Source organism: Shewanella sp. 10N.7 (genome assembly GCF_020806285.1).
GTDB lineage: Bacteria > Pseudomonadota > Gammaproteobacteria > Enterobacterales > Shewanellaceae > Shewanella > Shewanella electrodiphila.
Map to the genome: position 1 here is coordinate 84,889 of NZ_JAJGZS010000017.1, position 20,065 is coordinate 104,953.

The 20,065-nt window shown below is 39.2% G+C and carries 17 protein-coding genes; 8 read left to right on the forward strand and 9 right to left on the reverse strand.

Translation table 11 applies throughout. The features are described from left to right. Window positions 1-7: 7 nt before the first annotated feature. From plsX to yceD, 3 genes are read right to left on the reverse strand one after another with little or no spacing between them, the layout of a single operon-like run. Window positions 8-1,036: a phosphate acyltransferase PlsX gene (gene plsX / locus LMH66_RS12235; RefSeq protein ID WP_229370370.1), complete on the reverse strand. Its 1,029-nt coding sequence runs from the start codon at window positions 1,034-1,036 to the stop codon at window positions 8-10. Between the two features lie 15 nt (window positions 1,037-1,051). Further along, window positions 1,052-1,222 carry a 50S ribosomal protein L32 gene (rpmF, locus tag LMH66_RS12240; RefSeq protein ID WP_011496728.1) on the reverse strand — a complete coding sequence of 57 codons (171 nt, stop codon included), beginning with the start codon at window positions 1,220-1,222 and terminating at the stop codon, window positions 1,052-1,054. Between the two features lie 17 nt (window positions 1,223-1,239). Then, complete coding sequence (gene yceD / locus LMH66_RS12245; protein ID WP_229370371.1) at window positions 1,240-1,764, reverse strand: 23S rRNA accumulation protein YceD; 525 nt, start codon at window positions 1,762-1,764, stop codon at window positions 1,240-1,242. A gap of 240 nt (window positions 1,765-2,004) precedes the next feature. Here yceD and LMH66_RS12250 point away from each other — a divergent pair, with 240 nt between their 5' ends. After that, a complete protein-coding gene (locus tag LMH66_RS12250) occupies window positions 2,005-2,691 on the forward strand; it encodes a Maf family protein (RefSeq protein ID WP_229370373.1) in 687 nt (228 codons plus the stop codon). 1,122 nt (window positions 2,692-3,813) lie between these two features. After that, on the forward strand, window positions 3,814-5,037 hold the full coding sequence (locus LMH66_RS12255; protein WP_102528691.1) for a hypothetical protein: 1,224 nt from the start codon (window positions 3,814-3,816) through the stop codon (window positions 5,035-5,037). 142 nt (window positions 5,038-5,179) lie between these two features. Here the strand turns inward: LMH66_RS12255 and LMH66_RS12260 are convergent, their stop codons facing one another. Beyond that, a complete protein-coding gene (locus tag LMH66_RS12260) occupies window positions 5,180-5,836 on the reverse strand; it encodes an HAD-IA family hydrolase (protein WP_229370375.1) in 657 nt (218 codons plus the stop codon). After that, window positions 5,833-6,789 carry a 23S rRNA pseudouridine(955/2504/2580) synthase RluC gene (gene rluC, locus LMH66_RS12265; RefSeq protein WP_229370376.1) on the reverse strand — a complete coding sequence of 319 codons (957 nt, stop codon included), beginning with the start codon at window positions 6,787-6,789 and terminating at the stop codon, window positions 5,833-5,835. Before rluC ends, LMH66_RS12260 begins: the two co-directional genes overlap by 4 nt. A gap of 607 nt (window positions 6,790-7,396) precedes the next feature. On the opposite strand from rluC, the gene rne reads away from it, so the two are divergent. Both rne and LMH66_RS12275 read left to right on the forward strand, forming a co-directional pair. After that, entirely contained in the window at window positions 7,397-10,639 is a 3,243-nt protein-coding gene (gene rne, locus LMH66_RS12270; protein ID WP_229370378.1) for a ribonuclease E, read from the forward strand. A 190-nt stretch (window positions 10,640-10,829) separates the two neighbouring features. Beyond that, the gene (locus LMH66_RS12275) at window positions 10,830-12,389 is read left to right on the forward strand and encodes a SulP family inorganic anion transporter (RefSeq protein WP_102529315.1); all 1,560 of its coding nucleotides are present in this window, start codon (window positions 10,830-10,832) and stop codon (window positions 12,387-12,389) included. Between the two features lie 108 nt (window positions 12,390-12,497). Here LMH66_RS12275 and LMH66_RS12280 read toward each other — a convergent pair whose 3' ends face one another. Beyond that, complete coding sequence (locus LMH66_RS12280; RefSeq protein WP_229370381.1) at window positions 12,498-13,421, reverse strand: bifunctional methionine sulfoxide reductase B/A protein; 924 nt, start codon at window positions 13,419-13,421, stop codon at window positions 12,498-12,500. A gap of 182 nt (window positions 13,422-13,603) precedes the next feature. Here LMH66_RS12280 and LMH66_RS12285 point away from each other — a divergent pair, with 182 nt between their 5' ends. After that, the gene (locus tag LMH66_RS12285) at window positions 13,604-14,443 is read left to right on the forward strand and encodes an isopenicillin N synthase family dioxygenase (protein WP_229370384.1); all 840 of its coding nucleotides are present in this window, start codon (window positions 13,604-13,606) and stop codon (window positions 14,441-14,443) included. A 120-nt stretch (window positions 14,444-14,563) separates the two neighbouring features. Next, window positions 14,564-15,508 carry a ribosome biogenesis GTPase YlqF gene (ylqF, locus tag LMH66_RS12290; protein ID WP_229370387.1) on the forward strand — a complete coding sequence of 315 codons (945 nt, stop codon included), beginning with the start codon at window positions 14,564-14,566 and terminating at the stop codon, window positions 15,506-15,508. A gap of 79 nt (window positions 15,509-15,587) precedes the next feature. Here the strand turns inward: ylqF and LMH66_RS12295 are convergent, their stop codons facing one another. Both LMH66_RS12295 and LMH66_RS12300 read right to left on the reverse strand, forming a co-directional pair. After that, on the reverse strand, window positions 15,588-16,064 hold the full coding sequence (locus LMH66_RS12295; protein ID WP_229370414.1) for a low molecular weight protein-tyrosine-phosphatase: 477 nt from the start codon (window positions 16,062-16,064) through the stop codon (window positions 15,588-15,590). Between the two features lie 130 nt (window positions 16,065-16,194). Beyond that, the gene (locus tag LMH66_RS12300; protein ID WP_229370390.1) at window positions 16,195-17,031 is read right to left on the reverse strand and encodes a DNA ligase; all 837 of its coding nucleotides are present in this window, start codon (window positions 17,029-17,031) and stop codon (window positions 16,195-16,197) included. A 272-nt stretch (window positions 17,032-17,303) separates the two neighbouring features. Between LMH66_RS12300 and LMH66_RS12305 the strand changes: the two genes are divergently transcribed. Continuing rightward, window positions 17,304-17,678: a diacylglycerol kinase gene (locus LMH66_RS12305; RefSeq protein ID WP_229370393.1), complete on the forward strand. Its 375-nt coding sequence runs from the start codon at window positions 17,304-17,306 to the stop codon at window positions 17,676-17,678. Between the two features lie 64 nt (window positions 17,679-17,742). On the opposite strand, the gene LMH66_RS12310 is transcribed toward LMH66_RS12305, so the two are convergent. Continuing rightward, window positions 17,743-18,594, reverse strand: a complete 852-nt coding sequence (locus LMH66_RS12310) for a LysR family transcriptional regulator (RefSeq protein ID WP_102529309.1) — start codon at window positions 18,592-18,594, stop codon at window positions 17,743-17,745. Window positions 18,595-19,118: 524 nt separating this feature from the next. Between LMH66_RS12310 and LMH66_RS12315 the strand changes: the two genes are divergently transcribed. After that, entirely contained in the window at window positions 19,119-20,006 is an 888-nt protein-coding gene (locus tag LMH66_RS12315; protein ID WP_229370395.1) for a hypothetical protein, read from the forward strand. Window positions 20,007-20,065 lie beyond the last annotated feature (59 nt).

The window sequence follows — 20,065 nt, forward strand, 5'->3', positions numbered from 1 at the left end:
AATGAGATCAGCTATTGATGTCTAAAAGAATCGTCTCCAAACGATCTTTAATCATTTCCGGAAGACGACGTTTTGCTTCTGTAGCAGCTAAATTGATTGCTTGTAAGTAAGCCGCTTCATCAGCGTTTCCATGACTCTTTACTACTATTCCGCGCAATCCTATCAGACTTGCGCCATTGTAGTGGTCGGGGTTCATCTTACTGAGCACTGATTGTATACGTGGAGCGAGGAGTTTAGACAACATCCGAACGAATAAACCTTGCGTTAAGCCACGTTTTAATTGGTGGACTAACAGCTTAGCAATGCCTTCTGATGTTTTTAACGTGATATTGCCAACAAAGCCATCACAAACAATGACATCAACCGTTCCGGTGAATATTTCATCACCTTCAATAAAACCGGTGTAATTGACTTGTTCTGTATCCAATAAATACTGAGCAGCTTGCTGGACTTGATCGTTGCCCTTCACGTCTTCGATGCCGACGTTCAGTAATGCAACTTTTGGTCTTGCGCGTTTATGGACTGCTTCACATAACACTGATCCCATGACTGCAAACTGAAATAACGTTTCAGAGTCACATGATACATTTGCGCCAAGATCTAATAAATAAACAGGTTTACCTGTTACTGCAGGTAAGCAACTCACTAAAGCGGGCCTATCAACCCCAGGAAGCGTTTTAAGTAAAATTTTGGCCAATGCCATTAATGCACCAGTATTACCGGCACTAACGCACGCTTGGGCTTTACCATCTTTAACTAATTCTAACGCCAAACGCATTGAACTTTGTTTGCGCGAACGAATAGCTTGAATAGGTCTATCACACATGGTGATAACTTCAGTGGTATGAATAATTTGAATACGTGCACGAATAGCACTATCAATATCAACTAGGAAAGGATCTATTTCGGTTTGATTACCGACAAGAATAATGGATAGTTGAGAATTGAATTTCAGTGCCTGCAAGGCTGCAGGCACTGTGACGAGGGGGCCATTATCGCCCCCCATCACATCTAACGCGAGCGTCAGATCCGTCATAAGATTAGCAACAAATTACTTGTTGATAACCTTTTTACCGCGGTAAAAACCATCAGCAGTCACGTTGTGACGTAGATGTAATTCACCGCTAGTAGCGTCTACAGATAATTGAGCTGTGCTCAATGCATCGTGTGAACGGCGCATGCCGCGCTTTGAACGTGATTTTTTATTCTGTTGTACAGCCATTTGACTTGTCTCCTAGATTACTTGCTCTTCAGTTTTTCTAACACTGCAAACGGATTTGGACGCTCCTCTTGAGAGGGCTCGATTTCGCCTACAACTATGTCTTTTGTTCCTAAGTTGCAATCAACATTCTGATGCATAGGAATAATTGGCATAGCGATTATCAATTCATCTTCGATCAACTGATGCAGACGAACTTCACCAATTTCATTGCACTCAATCGGCTCATACGCATCCGGGAGCTCATCGATTTCTTCTTGAGTCTTACAAGGACTAAAGGAGAAGTCGACCGTAACCTCTGTGGTATATGGTGTCATACAACGTTGACATAGCAGAGTGAGCTCCGTCACAGCCTTCCCGCTAAGGTAGACTATCCCCTGAATATCGACGCCACATTCTAACGACACTGTCACATCGGAACAATCGCCAGCACATAACTCGTTTAATCGCTTATTCTGTTTGCCGGGCACAACACCTTCATAACGAAGACCGCTGGCTGCAGTTCGAATAGGATCAATTGATACTGGTATCTTTACTGTTTGCATAAGGCGCGCATATTATAGTTTGAAAACGCTAGAGTCAAAGGAAATTTATCCAAATTGCGGTTAATTGCTTAACTAAACAAATTGAACAATTTACTAAAACGCCAACATTAAAATTGATCGAAGCGAAATATTACCTGTCACAGCCTGCGATCACAAGCGCGATCCGGCTAAATTTACTGCATTTGAACGCAATTTTGACTTATTATAGTCGTAATTATCTAAATACATGAAAGACGTAACATGAATACCAAAATAATCTTGGCTTCTACATCAGTGTATCGCAAAGAAATTCTCGAAAAATTACAGCTCCCTTTCGACAGTTTATCTCCCAATATCGACGAAACCCCCATTAAAGGTGAAACAGCACAAGCATTAGTATTACGCCTAGCAAAAGCAAAGGCTGTAGCAGGTGCCAAGCTCTACAATACAATTAATAATAATCTCGATACGCATAATAAAGATGTGAACAATAATCCAGAGCCTAAACTCGATAAAATTTGCTATATAAAGAGTGGATCAAACGAAATACAACCTGCGGTGATAATTGGCTCGGATCAAGTGGCAGTAATAGATGGCAAAATTGTCGGTAAACCCCACTCCAGTGACAAAGCCATCAAACAACTTCAACAAGCCTCCGGCAAAGCTATCACTTTTTATACTGGACTCAGTGTTATCCATAGCCAAACACAGCAAGCATTCAGTTTAATCGAACCATTCACCGTGCACTTCAGAGAGTTAACCCTCGCAGAAATTACCCGTTATGTTGAACTAGAACAACCTTTATACTGTGCTGGCAGCTTTAAAGCTGAAGGACTAGGAATCGCTCTGTTTGAAAAGCTTGAAGGCGATGACCCTAACACCTTGATTGGCTTACCACTGATTAAGCTTATTCAGTTACTTAAAAAACATGATATTCAAGTATTGTAAAAGTCACGTTTTTTTTAAAAATATATGAACCTTTGTTAAGGATAATCAAAGGTTCAATTTAAAATCGGTAATTTATGAATGACTATTATCGGGCGCAATATAATTTTACGTCTACATTATTGAATAACTCACTTGCGACTCATTTAATCAGCAAAAATAAAAGAATCATTACAAAAAATAGAAGCAAGGATTACAAAGAATAGAATAAAACAAAAATCAATTAATGCTAATGAAAATGACAATGACAATCAGCAATATAAATACACAAACCCACTTGCAAACAATTAAAATTAGTTACCCGACAAGTATTCCAGACTGATGGAATTGCTCTAAAATGAAATACCAAGTACACTCAACCTTTCAATTTAATATTCATCATTAATATAACCTCTTTCATTTCGTATAAATAAGCCCTCTAACCTGACAATATATTTACATTGTTACAGATTAAAAAAAAGACTAAAAAGTTAATAAAACGATATGGTAATGTTTCCCCCCTTAATTAGCGATTTAGCACCACTTTGCAACAAAAAATTAAACAGCCAATGCAAACCCAGCCAACAAGCCATTAATAACAGCAACTTAAACAAAAACACCGCAATAATCCCAAACAACTTAAGGTTGAGCTAAACTAATGTTCAGTTCTCAAAATAACTTAAATAGACATTTAGATCACATTGCAACTAATATCATTTACCATGTAAGAATAAAATTGACATTCATCACATACTATTTCTTTGCAAACATTTACATTCCTCACCGAAGCAATCACGACATTACTAATACTAGATGATAAAATTAATAATGAATTAAAGTTAAAGCTGCAATATCAGAGGTGTTAACTAAAGCATCGATATTGCACAAATGATTTTTTGCACTGCTTTATTTACATCTAAATTAAATTTTGACGTTCAAACATTTTAAAGTCGAGCGTAGTTAAACGTTTTATTAACGTATGAATAAAGGATTGTTCGTCTCACCTAGTGTTTTACAAGACATTCATTTAAATGGACGTCATAAAACTATTAAGGTAAAGACTGCTCATTCTATCCATCGCTTTAAATTGTAGGTTGAAATAAAAATAATATTAAATGCTAGTCACAAACTAGTAGGGGAACAATGATGAAAAAAACTTTTAAATTAAGCCTTGTCTGTATTTCAGTTTTGGCTTTAACTGCTTGTAACGATGATGATACTGTTACAATCGATCCTAATCCTGAACTAGAAGTACAAATTGCTGAATTAACTCAACAAAACCAGCAATTAGATGAGGCTAATAAAGGTTTAACAGAAGATAACAAAAATCTATCTGATACCAACAAAGAGTTAGATGAGAAAGCCACTAGCTTTGTTAGCACATTCCAACAACAGTGTGCCAACATTGGTGTCAATTTCGAATATGAAAACCCGAATCCTGATACGCCGTATGTCAATAATGGTAAATCACCAGAAGCGAGTTTAGTGGGCGTATTTGGTATGCCTGAAATTCCTTTTGAGCATAATGAAGGGTCTACATGTACTTCATGCCACAACGATGGCCACGATAACGGTATGACTTGTGATACTTGTCATAGCTTTGCAGCAGAACCTGTTGAGCCAACAGATCCAGTTGATCCAGTTGAACCAACAGACCCAGGTGCGCCAGGGGTTCCTACTCATCCAGCTGATGGAAATTGGGATAGTTATACTGGAGCATCAAATGTAGGTACTTTCTATTACAATGCAGACGGTGCTTCATTTGTTAATGCTGCATTCTTAGAAACTCGTATGGGTAAACAAAATACTTTCTATGAATGGAAAGAAGCTGCTGAAGGCGAAGGTGTTAAAACACTTAAAACGGCTTGTGGCCAAGAAAATCGTGAATTTATCACCCATGAATTCCCAGACGATGGCAAATCTTATACGCTGAATAGTTATTCTAACTTCAAAGGTGCTTCTACTTTCACTACTCATCGTATGGAAAATGGCACGCCAATAGCGAGTTCAGCTACATTTGGTCCTGGTATGAGCTTAGAAGATGACGGTGAATACTACATCGACTTATTTATTACCAAGAATAATACTTGTAAAAACTTAATCACCAACGGCAGTGGTGAAGTGCATTACTATGAGTATGATACTCGTTCTAATGTTAAGAAAGGCTCACCAGATATGGGGCCACGTAATGCTGGTGCACGTATACAAGTAACCGCTGATTTACATAAGTCAGTACTGAAAAGCTTTGACTGGTTCACACCTGTTTATGGTGCTGATGGCCAATCATTCGATCCACTAGCTGTAGACTGGAATACTGTAGGTTCTTGTGATCTAAAACTGAAAGTGCAAGTTATCTACCCACTAGGTTAATTAACACTTAGATACAAAAAAGCCGGTGAATGATTCATCGGCTTTTTTATGATTAATTCTTAAGGCAATAACTAGTTATGATTCAAGACTATTTTTTATAAACTGAAACAAGTAGCCAAATAGTACAAGATAACTCTACGAGCTAAAGATGCAATAATATATCAGTCGGCTTATTGACTGTTGCTGTTGGATTCTGACTTAATAAATCTTCTAAGCTATGTGCACCATAAGTGACCGCAATGCTACTCACACCCGCATTATTTGCCATTGCAATATCAAGCTTTGAATCACCAATCATCACTGTCTGTTCAGCATTGATATCTAACTCATCAAGTAAAGATGTGATCATCGAAGGGTGCGGTTTTGACTCAGCTTCATCAGCAGAACGAGTAGCCACAAAATATTTACCTAAACCCGTTTCAGACAACATTCTATCAAGACCTGCTCTGCGTTTACCGGTAGCAATGGCTAACGTGTGCCCTGCTGCTTGAATTTGAGATAACACATTCTCAATACCGTCAAACAAAGGCGAAGGCGTCACATTAATGTTTAAGTAGTAGTTTTTGTAAGCTTCCAAAAGTTCGTCGTACATATCAGCATTGTGAGGAAACAACTTTTCCATCGCAGGTAAAATAGACAAACCGATAATATCGCGGACTTGTTGCTCTGAAGGAACAACTAAACTTAATTCTTTCGCCACACATTGCATGCAATCAACTATTTTACCGATTGAATCCATTAATGTGCCATCCCAATCAAAGATGACTAACTGATACTGTTTTGTCTGATTTGGGTTCATGCGCGCTTTAACTTCTCTAAGGTTGCTAATAAAACATCATCTAATGGCGCTTTTACTGTTGTCACTTCATCATTTTCAGGATGTATAAACTTAAGTTCAGCCGCATGCAAAAATAAACGATTTAAACCTTTGTCACGCATAGCATCATCAAACTTCTTCTCACTGTACTTATCATCACAGGCAATTGCATGACCTGCATATTGACAATGTACTCGAATTTGGTGAGTTCGGCCTGTTACTGGACTCGCTTTAACTAATGTGCAGCCTTGGTAACGCTGCATAATCTTATAACGGGTTTCAGATGCTTTACCTTCAGGGTTTACTCTGACTATTCGCTCACCGGATTTAAGAGTGATTTTAAGTAACGACGCTTTAATGACTTTATCTTTAGCTTGCCAATCACCGCGAACCAAAGCCATATAATCTTTCTGCATCGTTTTCTTACGCAGTTGATCGTGTAAATGTTTTAATGCGCTGCGTTTCTTAGCAATCAGTAACACACCTGATGTGTCTTTATCTAATCGATGAACCAACTCTAAAAACTTTTGTTGTGGTCGTAATGAACGAAGGCCTTCAATCACACCAAAATCAACACCACTGCCACCGTGAACAGCAATTCCCGCAGGTTTATTCAATACGATAAGATGATTATCTTCATGAATAATACGTGCTTCTAACTGAGTCACTTTCGATAATTTAGCTGAAGGGGCTGTACGATGATCTTTTTCAGCCATTCTCACTGGCGGAATACGCACCACATCATCAATTTGTAATTTATACTCAGGTTTTATCCTTTTCTTATTTACACGCACCTCTCCTTTTCGCACGATTCTATAAATCATGCTTTTAGGAACACCTTTTAATTTGGTGAGAAGAAAATTATCAATGCGTTGCTCAAAATGATCTTCATCAATGGTGACCAACTGAACTTTTGTGGGAGTTTCTGTATTCATGATGCGCCTATAGTAATTACGGCGCACATTGTACCCTAAGTTTTACCTTGATGGGATAATAAGAATTCGTTGTTTTGATTGCTGTCTAAATTGTTTATTGCTATATTTGCGCAGTGATTGAGGATAAACAGTGAATAAATTGTTCACAACCTCAATTTATTATGGTGTTTTTTCAGTAGAATTCATGAGCACGGCAGGTCGCAAATCATTGATTTGCAGACTGTAAACATCACAAAGCAATAAGAATTGCTTTTACAGTTAAACCGTCTGTTTCATCATTATTTAAAAAGTTTTCCTGAAACATTGCACCCCCAAATTCGAACAAATTTTAGCTTGTTATCAAACAGACCGATTCGACTTGGGCATTACCGGATAAGAAATTTTAAAATTTATGGGGTTGGTTGCGTATTAACAACGAATTCCTTGTTTTTGTAATCATTAAAAAATAAGCCATAAATAGGATGCGACACGCAGCGAATGCGTCTTACAGCAATGCGCACCTAACTTGCCTAAAAACCAGCCGTGAGGCTTTGTGAATAATAATTTTAGGCCCGTAATGCAACGATAAGTCTTTGTTTGATGACCTTATTAGAAGAATTAAGTCATCATGAAACGTATGTTAATAAATGCAACTCAATCGGAAGAGTTGCGCGTTGCCCTAGTAGATGGGCAACAATTGTATGATCTGGATATCGAAAGCCCAGGCCATGAACAAAAAAAATCAAATATCTATAAAGGCACCATCACTCGCGTAGAACCTTCTTTAGAAGCTGCGTTTGTTGATTACGGCGCTGATCGTCACGGTTTCCTTCCGCTTAAAGAAATCGCACGCGAATACTTCCCTAAAGGATACTCTTTCCAAGGTCGCCCAAATATCAAAGAAGTGGTATCTGAAGGCCAAGAAGTTATCGTACAAATCGACAAAGAAGAACGTGGTAATAAAGGCGCCGCCTTAACAACGTTTATCTCTCTTGCTGGTTCTTACTTAGTGTTAATGCCTAATAACCCACGTGCTGGCGGTATTTCTCGTCGCATCGAAGGTGATGAACGTACTGAGCTTAAAGCAGCAATGTCTGAGTTATCTGTACCTAACGGTATGGGTCTTATTGTACGTACAGCTGGAGTTGGTAAAGACGCTGCTGAACTAAAATGGGACCTTAAAGTTCTTCAACATCATTGGGATGCCATTCAGGAAGCTGCTCAAAGCAAGCCTGCACCATTTCTTATTCACCAAGAAAGTAACGTAATTGTTCGCGCAATCCGTGATTACTTACGCCGTGATGTTGGTGAAATCTTAATTGATCACCCACGCATTTTTGAAGAAGCGAAACAGCATATTGGCCTTGTTCGCCCTGATTTCGTTGAACGTGTTAAGCGTTACGAATCTGAAGTACCGCTATTCACTCACTTCCAAATTGAGTCTCAAATTGAGTCTGCTTTCCAACGTGAAGTACGTTTGCCTTCTGGCGGTTCAATTGTTATTGACCCGACTGAAGCATTAACGTCTATCGATATTAACTCTGCACGTGCTACTAAAGGCGGAGATATTGAAGAAACAGCATTAAACACTAACCTTGAAGCCGCAGACGAAATTGCACGTCAATTACGTTTACGTGACCTAGGTGGTTTAGTGGTTATCGATTTCATCGATATGACACCAGTTAGACATCAACGTGAAGTTGAAAACAGAATGCGTGATGCGGTTCATTTAGACCGTGCTCGTGTGCAATTAGGTCGTATTTCTCGTTTTGGTTTGATGGAAATGTCACGCCAACGTCTACGCCCTTCTCTTGGTGAGTCTGCAGGTCATTTATGTCCTCGCTGTCATGGCCAAGGTACGATTCGTAGTACTGAATCTTTAGCTCTTTCTATCCTTCGCTTAATGGAAGAAGAAGCGATTAAAGAAAACACCTCGCAAATCGAAGCTGTTGTACCTGTTGATGTTGCTGCATTCTTATTGAACGAAAAGCGTAAAGCGATTCGCATCACTGAAGAACGTCACAATGTTGAAGTGTACGTAATCCCAGATTCGCACATGACAACACCTGACTACCGCGTATCACGTTTAAGAAGCGATGATGAAGTCGTTGAGTCAAGTTATAAGCGTGTAGAAAAACCTGAAGCTAAGTTGTACGAACCACGTAAACTAGAACGTGCAGAAGCGCAACAGCCAGCTATTAAAGGTTTTGGTACGCCAAAAAATGTAGCGCCAAAACCGACTGTTGAACAGCCTGCTAAAGTTGAAGCTACTGCATCAGAGCCTGGTTTCTTCGCTAAAATGGTTTCAGCGATTAGCAAACTATTCTCATCAGATGAGCCTGCGAAAACTGAATCTAAGCCATCAGACAAAAATCGTAAAGATGGTCAAAACAACCGTCGTAACCGTCGCAATGATTCACGTCGCACTGACAATCGTCGCAATCGTAATGACAACCGCAGCGATAACCGTAACGATGCTGATAACAAAGGCAGAGACAACAAAGGTCGTAACAAGAAGTCTGACAGAGATGTTGCTAACAAAGAGCAAGCTGATAAACGTCCGACTAAGAATGACCCTAAAGTTAATACAAATAAACCTGTTGCAGATAAGCCACGTGCTGAAGGCGAGAAATCACCTAAGCAGGAAGCTGCCAGAGAACGTCGTCAACGTCGTAACATGCGCCGTAAAGTTCGAATTGAAAACGAACAAAATGAAGCTAAGTTAAATGACGTTGCCACAACTGAAACTACTGCTTCAGTTGAAACAGCTAAGCCTGTTGCGACAGAACAAGCAGCTAAACCGGCTCGTACTCGTCGCCCAAGAAAAGATAACACAGCAAAAACTGAGCAAGTTAAGTCTGAATCAGTTGAAGCGGTAACATCTGAATCAGCAAAAGATGCTCAAGTTATCAAAACTGAAAAAACTGATTCTGAAGTGAAAGTTGACTCTGCAGTTGTCGAAACCACGGTTGAAGCAACAAGTTCAGCGCCTGTAGCTGCCCCAGCTGAAGCATCAGCAGAAGCGCCTGTTGTTACATCTGAAGATAATGCTGAAGACAGTGATGAGAAACAAGGTCAGCGTCGTAGCCGTCGTAGCCCTCGTCATTTGCGTGCAGCGGGTCAACGTCGTCGTCGTGATGAAGATGAAACTGCGCCAGCAACAGCTGTATTTACTCCAGTTGATGAACTTGAAAAACAACTCGATGCAGAACAAGCTGAAGCAGCAGTTGAAGTTAAAACTGAGGCTCCTGCTGTTGAAACAACACCTGTTGTTGAAGAAGTTAAAGTTGAAGCACCTGTTGCTCAAGAGCCTGCAGTTGAAGAAGTTAAAACTGAAGCGCCTGTTGCTCAAGAGCCTGTAGCTGAAGAAGTTAAAACTGAAGCGCCTATTGCTCAAAAGCCTGTAGCTGAAGAAGTTAAAGCTGAAGCGCCTATAGCTCAAGAGCTTGTAGTTGAAGAAGTTAAAACTAAAGCGCCTATTGCTCAAGAGCCTGTAGTTGAAGAAGTTAAAACTGAAGCGCCTATTGCTCAAGAGCCTGTAACTGAAGAAGCTAAAGTTGAACCGCTAAAAGCACCAGCTAAAGATAATTCAATCGCTTCAGCACCTATGGCTAAGCCTGCGGCTATTCAACGCAAAGTTGTTGCTACACCAACAGCATCTGCCGCGAAAGTTGAAGCGCCAGCTAAAAAACCTGCTGCCGCTAGTCGCTTTGGTTCTATGGTGATGTCAGATACAACTAAACCTGTTTCTGAAGCTCGTACTCAGCAAGCTGTCCCTAAAGGTCGTGAATATGAAAAATCACAACCTGATGCTGAAGCATCTAAGTCTAGAATGGCAAATAGTGCTTCGTCTGATACGACAAAAGCTTAATGATTTAAGTTCAGTCTAAAAGACTCATTTAAAAACCACGCTAATTAGCGTGGTTTTTTTATATTTACAATTTAATGAATTATTCTATTTATAATCAATTAAGATTAATTTCAGGTTTAGCGCAGCATTAAATTTTGTTAACATACGCACACTTTTATTATCAAACACATCAATTGTTTTCAGGGGCTAAATGTTCGATCTACTTCGTCACAAAACAAGCAGTAGCAAAGCAGATATTTTATCTGGATTGACTGTTGCACTAGCACTTATACCAGAAGCTGTTGCTTTTGCATTTGTCGCTCAAGTTGAACCTATGGTCGGTTTATACGCAGCCTTTATCATGGGTATTATTACTGCTGTTATTGGCGGGCGCCCAGGCATGATTTCTGGCGCAACCGGCGCTATGGCAGTTGTCATGGTATCGCTTGTTGTTGAGCATGGAGTACAGTACTTATTTGCAGCGGTGGTGCTGGCGGGGATAATTCAGATATCCGCAGGTATATTCAAGCTCGGTAAATTTATACGCATTGTTCCTTACCCTGTGATGATTGGCTTTGTAAACGGTCTCGCTATTGTTATTTTCCTTGCCCAGCTTGGACAATTTAAAGTCAAAGATGCCGCAGGAAACATGATCTGGTTGGCGCAAGAGCCATTAATGATTATGCTCGGCTTAGTCGCTTTAACGATGGCGATCATCCACTTTTTACCAAAATTAACTACTGCGATTCCGTCTTCATTAGTCGCGATTTTAACGGTTACCGCAATCGTAGTTGGTTTAGATTTGGATACGCGTAATGTACTCGATTTCTTAAAAACCATGAGTGGTGATGAGCATGCAACTATTGCAGGCACCTTGCCTAGTTTTGCAATTCCAAGTGTGCCATTTACTCTAGATACCCTATTTATTATCCTTCCGTATGCATTTATTCTTGCTGCAATTGGTTTAATTGAATCACTGTTAACCCTTACCGTTATTGATGAAATGACCAATAGTCGTGGTAAAAGTAACAAAGAATGTGTTGGTCAAGGCGTGGGCAATATTACCAGTGGCTTCTTCGGCGCTATGGGTGGGTGTGCAATGATTGGTCAATCAATCATTAATATCAACTCAGGTGGTCGTGGTCGTTTATCTGGCATAACTGCAGCTTTAGCACTACTTGCCTTTATTTTATTTGGCTCAGCATTTATTGAAATTATCCCTCTAGCCGCGCTAGTCGGTGTAATGTTCATTGTGGTACTCGGGACATTTGAATGGGCTAGTTTTAAAGTCATGGGCAAAGTACCAAAGCATGATGCATTCGTTATCGTCTTAGTCACTGCTGTGACCGTATTTACCGATTTGGCATTTGCTGTTTTTGTTGGTGTTATTGTTTCAGCACTCGTGTTTGCATGGGAACACGCAAAACACATCAACGTTGAAACTAATACAGATGCCAATGGCTGGAAAGTTTACAAGTTAAATGGCCCATTGTTCTTTGGCTCTGTATCTAACTTCTTAGACCTTTTCGATGCAACTAATGATCCTGAAGATATCATTGTCGATTTCCAAAATTCGCGCGTTGCTGATCATTCAGCACTTGATGCTATTGATACGTTAGCTGAACGATATGTTGCGGCGGGTAAAAAATTACACTTGCGACACTTAAGTCCAGACTGTAAAGATTTACTCCATAAGGCACGTGATTTAGTTGAAGTTAATGTGATTGAAGATCCACATTACAAAGTGGCAGATGATGCTCTGGATTCTTAATCCGAATCAATAAGTGAGTTATTCCATCAACAAAAAAGCGAACTAGATAGTTCGCTTTTTTATTGGGTTACCGCTTTGTCAGCGTAGGTATTTCTTACATCAACTAGACTAATCTTTCTTTAGTAATGCCTCAAATTGTCTCATCGCCTGTTCAAACTTGGGCTTGATAAGTAGTTGGCAATAAGGTTGTTCTGCATTTTTAGCAAAATAGTCATCATGAAAGTTTTCTGCATGATAAAAAGTTTCGTACATAGAAACTTCAGTCACAATAGGTTTTGGCCAAATCCCCTGCTGTATCAATTTACTAATTGCAATTGTCGCTTGATCGACTTGCTCAGCATTATGAGTAAATATCACCGAACGGTATTGTGGACCTTTATCATTACCTTGTTGATTCAAAGTGGTAGGATCATGAATTGCAAAAAATACCGATAGTAAGGTGTTATAACTAATAATCTCCGGATTAAAAGCCACTTGTATCACTTCAGCGTGACCAGTTACACCACTACAAACTGCATCATAGTGCGCGTCTTCCGTTGTACCGCCACTGTAGCCAGAATAAACACTCTCAACACCATCAAGCCTTTGGAAAACGGCTTCAATACACCAAAAGCAACCTGCACCGAATGTCGCCAGTTGCAACGCCTTAGTGGCATGCGATTTTTCAGCTTCAATGTCTTCATAGCTTTTGAACACCATCGACACTGAGTTTACGCAATGTCGCATATTCTTACCGGTAAGCATTTCACCTTTAAAAACATGCCCTAGATGACCACCACATTCATGACAGGTAATCTCAGTACGATGACCATCGGCATCTACAGTACGCTTGATTGCCCCATGTATTTCATCATCAAAAGCCGGCCAGCCACAAAAAGCATTAAATTTATGTTCGCTTTTATATAAAGGCGCTAAGCATTTTTTACACAAATATAAACCTTCAGCTTCATGATTGACGTATTCTCCACTAAATGGACGTTCAGTTCCTTTCTGCTCAATGACATACTTTTCAAACTCAGTTAATTCATTCATTTGCATCGTCCTAACTTCAATCTTAGCCTTCTCACTTTAAAGCAATAGTTAAACAGATGGCAGTATGCCGAATAAAGATCACTATTTCGACTTATAAGACCGCTTTTTAGATCAAAAAATTGCGACAAAGTGTGACGGAGGTTAAAATCACATTGGGTCAAATAAAACAATAAGTAGAAAACATGAAATTAGAAACAATTGATTACCGCTCAGAGGGCTGTGCAAAGCAGTTTGTTGAGTCATTAAGAGAAACAGGGTTTGGGGTATTATCTAATCACCCAATCAGTAAAGAACTCGTCGAAACCATCTATAAAGAATGGTATGAGTTTTTCCAGTCTGAACAAAAAAATGATTTTTTATTCAAACCAGAAACACAGGATGGGTTTTTCCCAGCCTCAATTTCTGAAACGGCAAAAGGCCATAGCGTAAAAGATATCAAAGAATATTTTCACGTTTATCCTTGGGGCCGCATTCCTGAATCATTAAAAGCCAACATTCTGGCTTACTATAAACATGCTAATGAATTAGCTGCGGAATTATTAGGTTGGATTGAAGAGTATGCACCAGCTGAGGTAGCTGCAAAATTTTCAATTCCGCTGCCAGCCATGATAGCTGAAAGCGAAAAAACATTATTACGTGTTCTGCACTACCCACCAATGGCTGGCGATGAAGAACTAGGCGCAATTCGCGCAGCAGCACATGAAGATATTAACTTAATAACTGTACTACCCGCAGCTAACGAGCCAGGCCTTCAAGTACAAACCAAAGATGATAATTGGATAGATGTACCCAGTGATTTTGGTAATATCATTATTAATATCGGTGATATGCTTCAAGAAGCATCTGGTGGTTATTATCCATCAACGTCACATCGAGTCATTAATCCTGAAGGAACAGATAAGACCAAATCGCGTATTTCGTTACCACTGTTTTTACATCCCAACCCAGAAGTGGTGTTATCTGAGCGCTACACAGCAGATAGCTACTTAATGGAAAGACTACGAGAGCTTGGCGTTATTTAAGTTCTTGAGTATTTCCAATAAGTTTAAAGCGCCAAATGGCGCTTTTTTTTTATCATTTAACGGCATAACAAGGTAGAATATGCCCCCTTTGTTAGTAGTGGTTTTAAAAAAGGCAAACACATGGCAATTCAATGGTACCCAGGACACATGCACAAAGCTCGAAAAGAGATTGAAGAGGCAATGCCTCAAGTCGATCTTGTCATCGAAGTATTAGATGCGCGTATTCCATATAGTAGTGAAAACCCTATGGTTTCAACCTTAAGGGGCGATAAGCCATGTATTAAACTACTCAACAAATCAGACCTAGCCGATCCTAAAGTGACCGCACGCTGGATTGAATACCTAGAGCGTGAACAAGGTGTAAAAGCAACTGCGATAACCACACTTCAACCAGGTCAAGTTAAAAGCATTCCTGATATTTGTCGTAAGTTAGTTCCTTCTCGCGACAAACTTGAAAAAGATATTCGTACCATGATTATGGGGATCCCGAATGTCGGTAAGTCCACTATTATTAATACCCTTGCGGGTCGCACTCTCGCAAAAACAGGTAACGAACCCGCTGTCACCAAGCGTCAACAACGTATCAATTTAAAAAATGGTATCGTACTGTCTGACACTCCTGGTATTTTATGGCCAAAGGTTGATAACGAATCAAGTAGTTATCGTTTAGCTGTCACAGGTGCGATTAAAGATACTGCAATGGAATATGAAGATGTCGCCATGTTCGCTGCAGAGTATTTTCTTCACGCCTATCCTGAAGAGATTTGTGAGCGATATAAACTCAAGTCACTGCCTGAAACCGATATTGAATTACTCGAAGAAATTGGCCGTAAACGCGGTGCATTAAGACCTGGCGGTCGTATTGATTTACACAAAGCATCTGAATTACTACTCCATGAATTCCGCTCAGGTAAAACAGGCTTATTGACCTTAGAAACCCCTGAAATGGCTGAGATTGAAAAAGCTGAAGTGGCGCGAGTGATGGCAGAAAAAGAAGCTATTAAACAGCAAAAAATTGAACAAGAAAAATTAAAACGTTCAGGTAAACGTCATCAAAATGGTTAACCCTAATTAGTTATTACGTTACGATAGAACAAATAAAGGCTTATCAAATGATAAGCCTTTATACGTTAAATTAGAGAGATTATGCCGATTTAATCCGCTTTGCCAACGCAACTAAACTTGCATCCAACAAATCTAAAACCACTTCAAAACCATTCTCGCCGCCGTAATAGGGATCGGGCACTTCCATTACACCGTTAACGTCATCTGCTGCAAAGGATAAAATCAACCTCAATTTATGTTGGTATTGAGAAGGACAGCGAATGATTAAATCATCCATATTAGTGTTATCAGCTGCCAATATTAAGTCAAACTGCTCAAAATCTTGGTCTATTACTTTACGTGCTTTCATACCACTGAACTCTAATCCACGGGCCTCACCTGCTTTGATTGAACGAGGATCCGGTGGGTTTCCTTGATGATAGGCCGCTGTTCCTGCTGAATCTATATGAATTTCAAGACCTAACTCAGCAACTTTATGGCGAAAAACAGCTTCAGCGCTAGGCGAACGGCAAATATTACCGAGACAAACAAAAAGTACAGACTTAACCTGACTCAAGTTTAGCGTTTGTATCGCATCAGCTTTAGAATGGGATTGGGATTCCAATACTTACTCCTTTATTTCGCTTGGAAAAATCGTAGATTTAGCGAACCTAATATTAACTAGGTTTAGGTCAAAAAGCCTATATTTATTCATTCCTTAACCTTAAAAAATGCGCGAATCGTGGAATGCCGTTTTTCGTCAGCCCTAAATATTGGTAAGTGATGATTGAGCCAATTGCAGGTGGGTTAGCTCTTTGATGATCACTAAAACCACTGCCAATTTTAAACTGTTTTCCATCAGGCATTTCAACAGTGAGAGAGCCTAGTAAACCTGAATATTTACCCTTACCTTCGTTATAAGCGATGACAGTGGCTTCAGCATCGTAGCGAGGTTTGAGTTTAACAATATCTTGGCTGCGGCCCACTTTATATAAGGCCGATTTTTTATGTAGCATCAGGCCTTCAGCTTTTAGTGCTATAACACGATTAAGTTCTTGATATAGCGCTTCGTGCGTTGAGAATGATTGTTGGGGGATCATGTTTATGTACTTAGAGTGAGACGCTATTTGCGCCATGTCTTGCACACGCTGGCTAAATTCGCCCTTATGTTCTGGCATATCAAAAATCATAAACTTAACCTGCCGCCACAAGGGGTTATCGACCCTCTGACTTCGCGATAGCGCGGACACTGATTCAAAATCATTACGTTTAATCCATAACTCGCCATCCAGTTTAGACGCTGGAAAGTCTGCAACAAACCAATCAGGCACGGATATCTTTCTACCAGAGCGAGACAACAGATGTTCACCATTCCAATAGCCTCTTACACCATCAAGCTTTTCACTGACAAAGTATTGTTCAACCTTGATGTCATCTTGAAACCGGCTAGCAAGTTGAATGGGAGACTTTTCAGCTGCAAACAATGAAACAGAAAGTAATAAATAGATGGGAAGAAATATAATAGACAGTAAATATCTTTGCATAGTAGCATCCTTGCTAGTAATAATTTGAAAATGAAACCTATTGGACTTGATCAATACACTGCTGCTACAACAACGACCATAATGAATAGCAACAGTAGTCGGCTCCTACCCTAGTTAACAGCTAGCATAGTTAACCCCAGCTATAGACAACAACTATGACACTAAACAGCATTCAAGATAATTGATTTTAGTAAAGATTTTATATTTTGCTATGTTAAGGGCTGATATAACAATCTACCTACGTTACAAACAAAATGAGATATAGACATAAAATGAAACCGGTAAATAATAATGGCTTTAAACGGATCATCCGAGCGACTGGCTTTTCATTACAGGGGTTAACAAGCGCCTGGAAAAATGAAGCTGCATTTAGACAAGAACTTATCTTAGCAATGGTATTACTCCCTATTTCACTTTTCACCAATGTCAGCTTTATCGAATCAATATTAATGATAATGACTTTGTTCATCGTACTTATCACAGAGTTACTTAACTCAGCCATCGAAGCGGTCGTCGATAGAATAAGTGATGAAATCCATCCTTTAAGTGGTCAAGCCAAAGACGTGGCTTCTGCAGCGGTATTTTTAAGTTTGGCATTGTGCGCTATAACGTGGGGCGCAATATTAATCAATGCTTACTTATTATAGCTATTCGTCCGAATCACTCTCTTGTAGTAAAGACAGCTAAAAACATTAAATTATCCAGCTAAAATCAACGATAAATTTTATGTGTAAGTACTAGCAGAGCTTGTTCAATTTCATCAATTCGCTCACTGTTAATCCAATGCGCGGCGTAAATATGTCTGCGCATTGGCTCAACGCCTTCAACTAAAAACAGTTCAGATTGTAAAAGCTTTTCCTCAACCATCGTTTCAGGCAAAAAAGCACTACCGCCATTGCTCATTAGATAATCAAATGCTATTTGCGCAGAACTGGTATGTAGAGATGCCATGGGAAAGTATGCTAACTCTTGCGCATGCATGATATTAAAAGCGGTACCCCAATCCACTTTCACATACTGGTATTGGCTTATATCATTCACCGATAAATCAGGCTTGTCAGCCACCAATATTAAATTCACACGGTGTAGTTTAGTGATTTCGATATCATCGATACGCAGAGGATCAAAACTTAGCGCGATATCTAGCGTTCTTTCAGACAACTGTTTTGACATCACAGCCGTGGTTATCACATCAGTTCTTAAAGACACGTCTTGTAAGCCAGAACATAATGGTTGCATCAATTTATTTAAGTAGCTATCCCAAACATTGTGTCCAATACCAAGGCTAAGTTGTACTAGCTGACTGCCTGACAATGATACATCTTGCTTTGCCCTTTCAACTGCGGTTAACACGGCATTGGCATGCTCTAGTAATCGCTCACCCGCTGGTGTGGGCTGAATATTATTTCGCTCTCTATTAAACAGCGAAACACCTAACATATTCTCAAGCTGTTTAACTCTGAAGCTCACCGCGCTACGAGTTAAAAATAGATTATCTGCAGCTTTTCCAAAATGACGGGTGCGATAAACTTCTAAATACGTTTTTAATAAATCAGTATCCATAATGGATTAATACTCAAACAGGAATGTACGAGGTTATTTTAATATCGCTTTATAGCAAAATTATGGCAAAGAGTAATTAGCTTTAACACTTGTAGACGTAATATCAAATCAGCAAAAAATTGACAAACCCTCTCAATTACAAATTTTTAACACTTAGTCAAAATACTGACTGTAAATTCCATAAAATAATCAGTAAATATTCCATTAATGTTCCCTTAAACACACTGAACACTTCATTTTAAAGATTCATTAAACCAAGCCAAGCCTCACCATAAAACTCAACTTAAAGCTTTTAAAACAGGTATTTAAATTTATCATACAAATATTTAGCTTTAGCCCGATGTTTGTCGATACTTCTAAACTTTGATCTAGGATCACTTTTCAGCACATTTTAACCAACAAAGCCTTCACATTTAGTTACATAGTGCTAGTATTAGTACGCAAAAAGATATAACCCTGATTATAAAATAAAAATAAAAAGCACGTCTAACTCACAATGAGTTCATATTAAGTGCGGAGATAAAATGTTTAAGCGAGCCTCTTTAGGACTTTTAGCTGTGGTTTGTACTACTGGCCATGTTAAAGCTGACGAATACAAATTTACCCTTGGTGCATTTTACGCTAGCTCAGATTCAACGATGCTAGTGAAAAGTGCTAAAGATACGGGTAATTATTATTTGCTCGATTTTGAGGATGACTTGCTGTTAACCGAAGATCAATTCCTGCCTTTTTTTGAATTCCAATATAGCTTCAAAGAACGCCACCACATTTATGTCGATTGGAAGTCATTACACCGTAATGCCGATACCCCACAGTTAGGTTTTGATATCGAAATCCCTGAGTTCGGTGATAATGATCAAAGCTATATCATTGACGGCAGTGCTAAATTATCGACCACATTAAATATCGATATTTTAAGAATTGGTTACGGATATGATATTTGGGAAGGCAATGATTATACTGTAGGCGGCTCAATTGGTTTGCATACTATGTTTGTAGAAACCATATTTGAAGGCGACATTAGCCTCTGTGGCGAAACGAGCGAGCCAAATAGCTTATGTGATACCGTCTCATTTACGCCTAAAGTTGTTGATAACGCGTTAACAGCACCTTTACCAAATATTGGTTTATTCGGCATGTACGAATTTTACCCAGGTTGGCAGTTTAGTGCTCATGCACAATACTTTGCTATTAAGTATGATAACTTTAAAGGTTCATTAGTCGATATTCGAGCAGGTGTTAGTGCCATGATCTGTGAAAACTTCCACTTATCTTTGGCGTATAATTATTACGATGTTGACGTTGATATTGAACGTTCTCGTAGTATCTTGGATAAAGAATTTAGAACTTTAGATTACAATATAAATTATAGTTTTACTGGCCCCATGTTTGCCGTATCCTATTCATTCTAATGTTCAAAAGCACCTTAATAAAGGTGCTTCAAAAACGTTGAAGATTAATAATTAAGTCA

Coding starts and splice junctions, on each gene's coding strand:
- plsX (WP_229370370.1), bottom strand. CDS start 1,036: ATGACGGATCTGACGCTCGCGTTAGATGTGATGGGGGGCGATAATGGC.
- rpmF (WP_011496728.1), bottom strand. CDS start 1,222: ATGGCTGTACAACAGAATAAAAAATCACGTTCAAAGCGCGGCATGCGC.
- yceD (WP_229370371.1), bottom strand. CDS start 1,764: ATGCAAACAGTAAAGATACCAGTATCAATTGATCCTATTCGAACTGCA.
- LMH66_RS12250 (WP_229370373.1), top strand. CDS start 2,005: ATGAATACCAAAATAATCTTGGCTTCTACATCAGTGTATCGCAAAGAA.
- LMH66_RS12255 (WP_102528691.1), top strand. CDS start 3,814: ATGAAAAAAACTTTTAAATTAAGCCTTGTCTGTATTTCAGTTTTGGCT.
- LMH66_RS12260 (WP_229370375.1), bottom strand. CDS start 5,836: ATGAACCCAAATCAGACAAAACAGTATCAGTTAGTCATCTTTGATTGG.
- rluC (WP_229370376.1), bottom strand. CDS start 6,789: ATGAATACAGAAACTCCCACAAAAGTTCAGTTGGTCACCATTGATGAA.
- rne (WP_229370378.1), top strand. CDS start 7,397: ATGAAACGTATGTTAATAAATGCAACTCAATCGGAAGAGTTGCGCGTT.
- LMH66_RS12275 (WP_102529315.1), top strand. CDS start 10,830: ATGTTCGATCTACTTCGTCACAAAACAAGCAGTAGCAAAGCAGATATT.
- LMH66_RS12280 (WP_229370381.1), bottom strand. CDS start 13,421: ATGAATGAATTAACTGAGTTTGAAAAGTATGTCATTGAGCAGAAAGGA.
- LMH66_RS12285 (WP_229370384.1), top strand. CDS start 13,604: ATGAAATTAGAAACAATTGATTACCGCTCAGAGGGCTGTGCAAAGCAG.
- ylqF (WP_229370387.1), top strand. CDS start 14,564: ATGGCAATTCAATGGTACCCAGGACACATGCACAAAGCTCGAAAAGAG.
- LMH66_RS12300 (WP_229370390.1), bottom strand. CDS start 17,031: ATGCAAAGATATTTACTGTCTATTATATTTCTTCCCATCTATTTATTA.
- LMH66_RS12305 (WP_229370393.1), top strand. CDS start 17,304: ATGAAACCGGTAAATAATAATGGCTTTAAACGGATCATCCGAGCGACT.
- LMH66_RS12310 (WP_102529309.1), bottom strand. CDS start 18,594: ATGGATACTGATTTATTAAAAACGTATTTAGAAGTTTATCGCACCCGT.
- LMH66_RS12315 (WP_229370395.1), top strand. CDS start 19,119: ATGTTTAAGCGAGCCTCTTTAGGACTTTTAGCTGTGGTTTGTACTACT.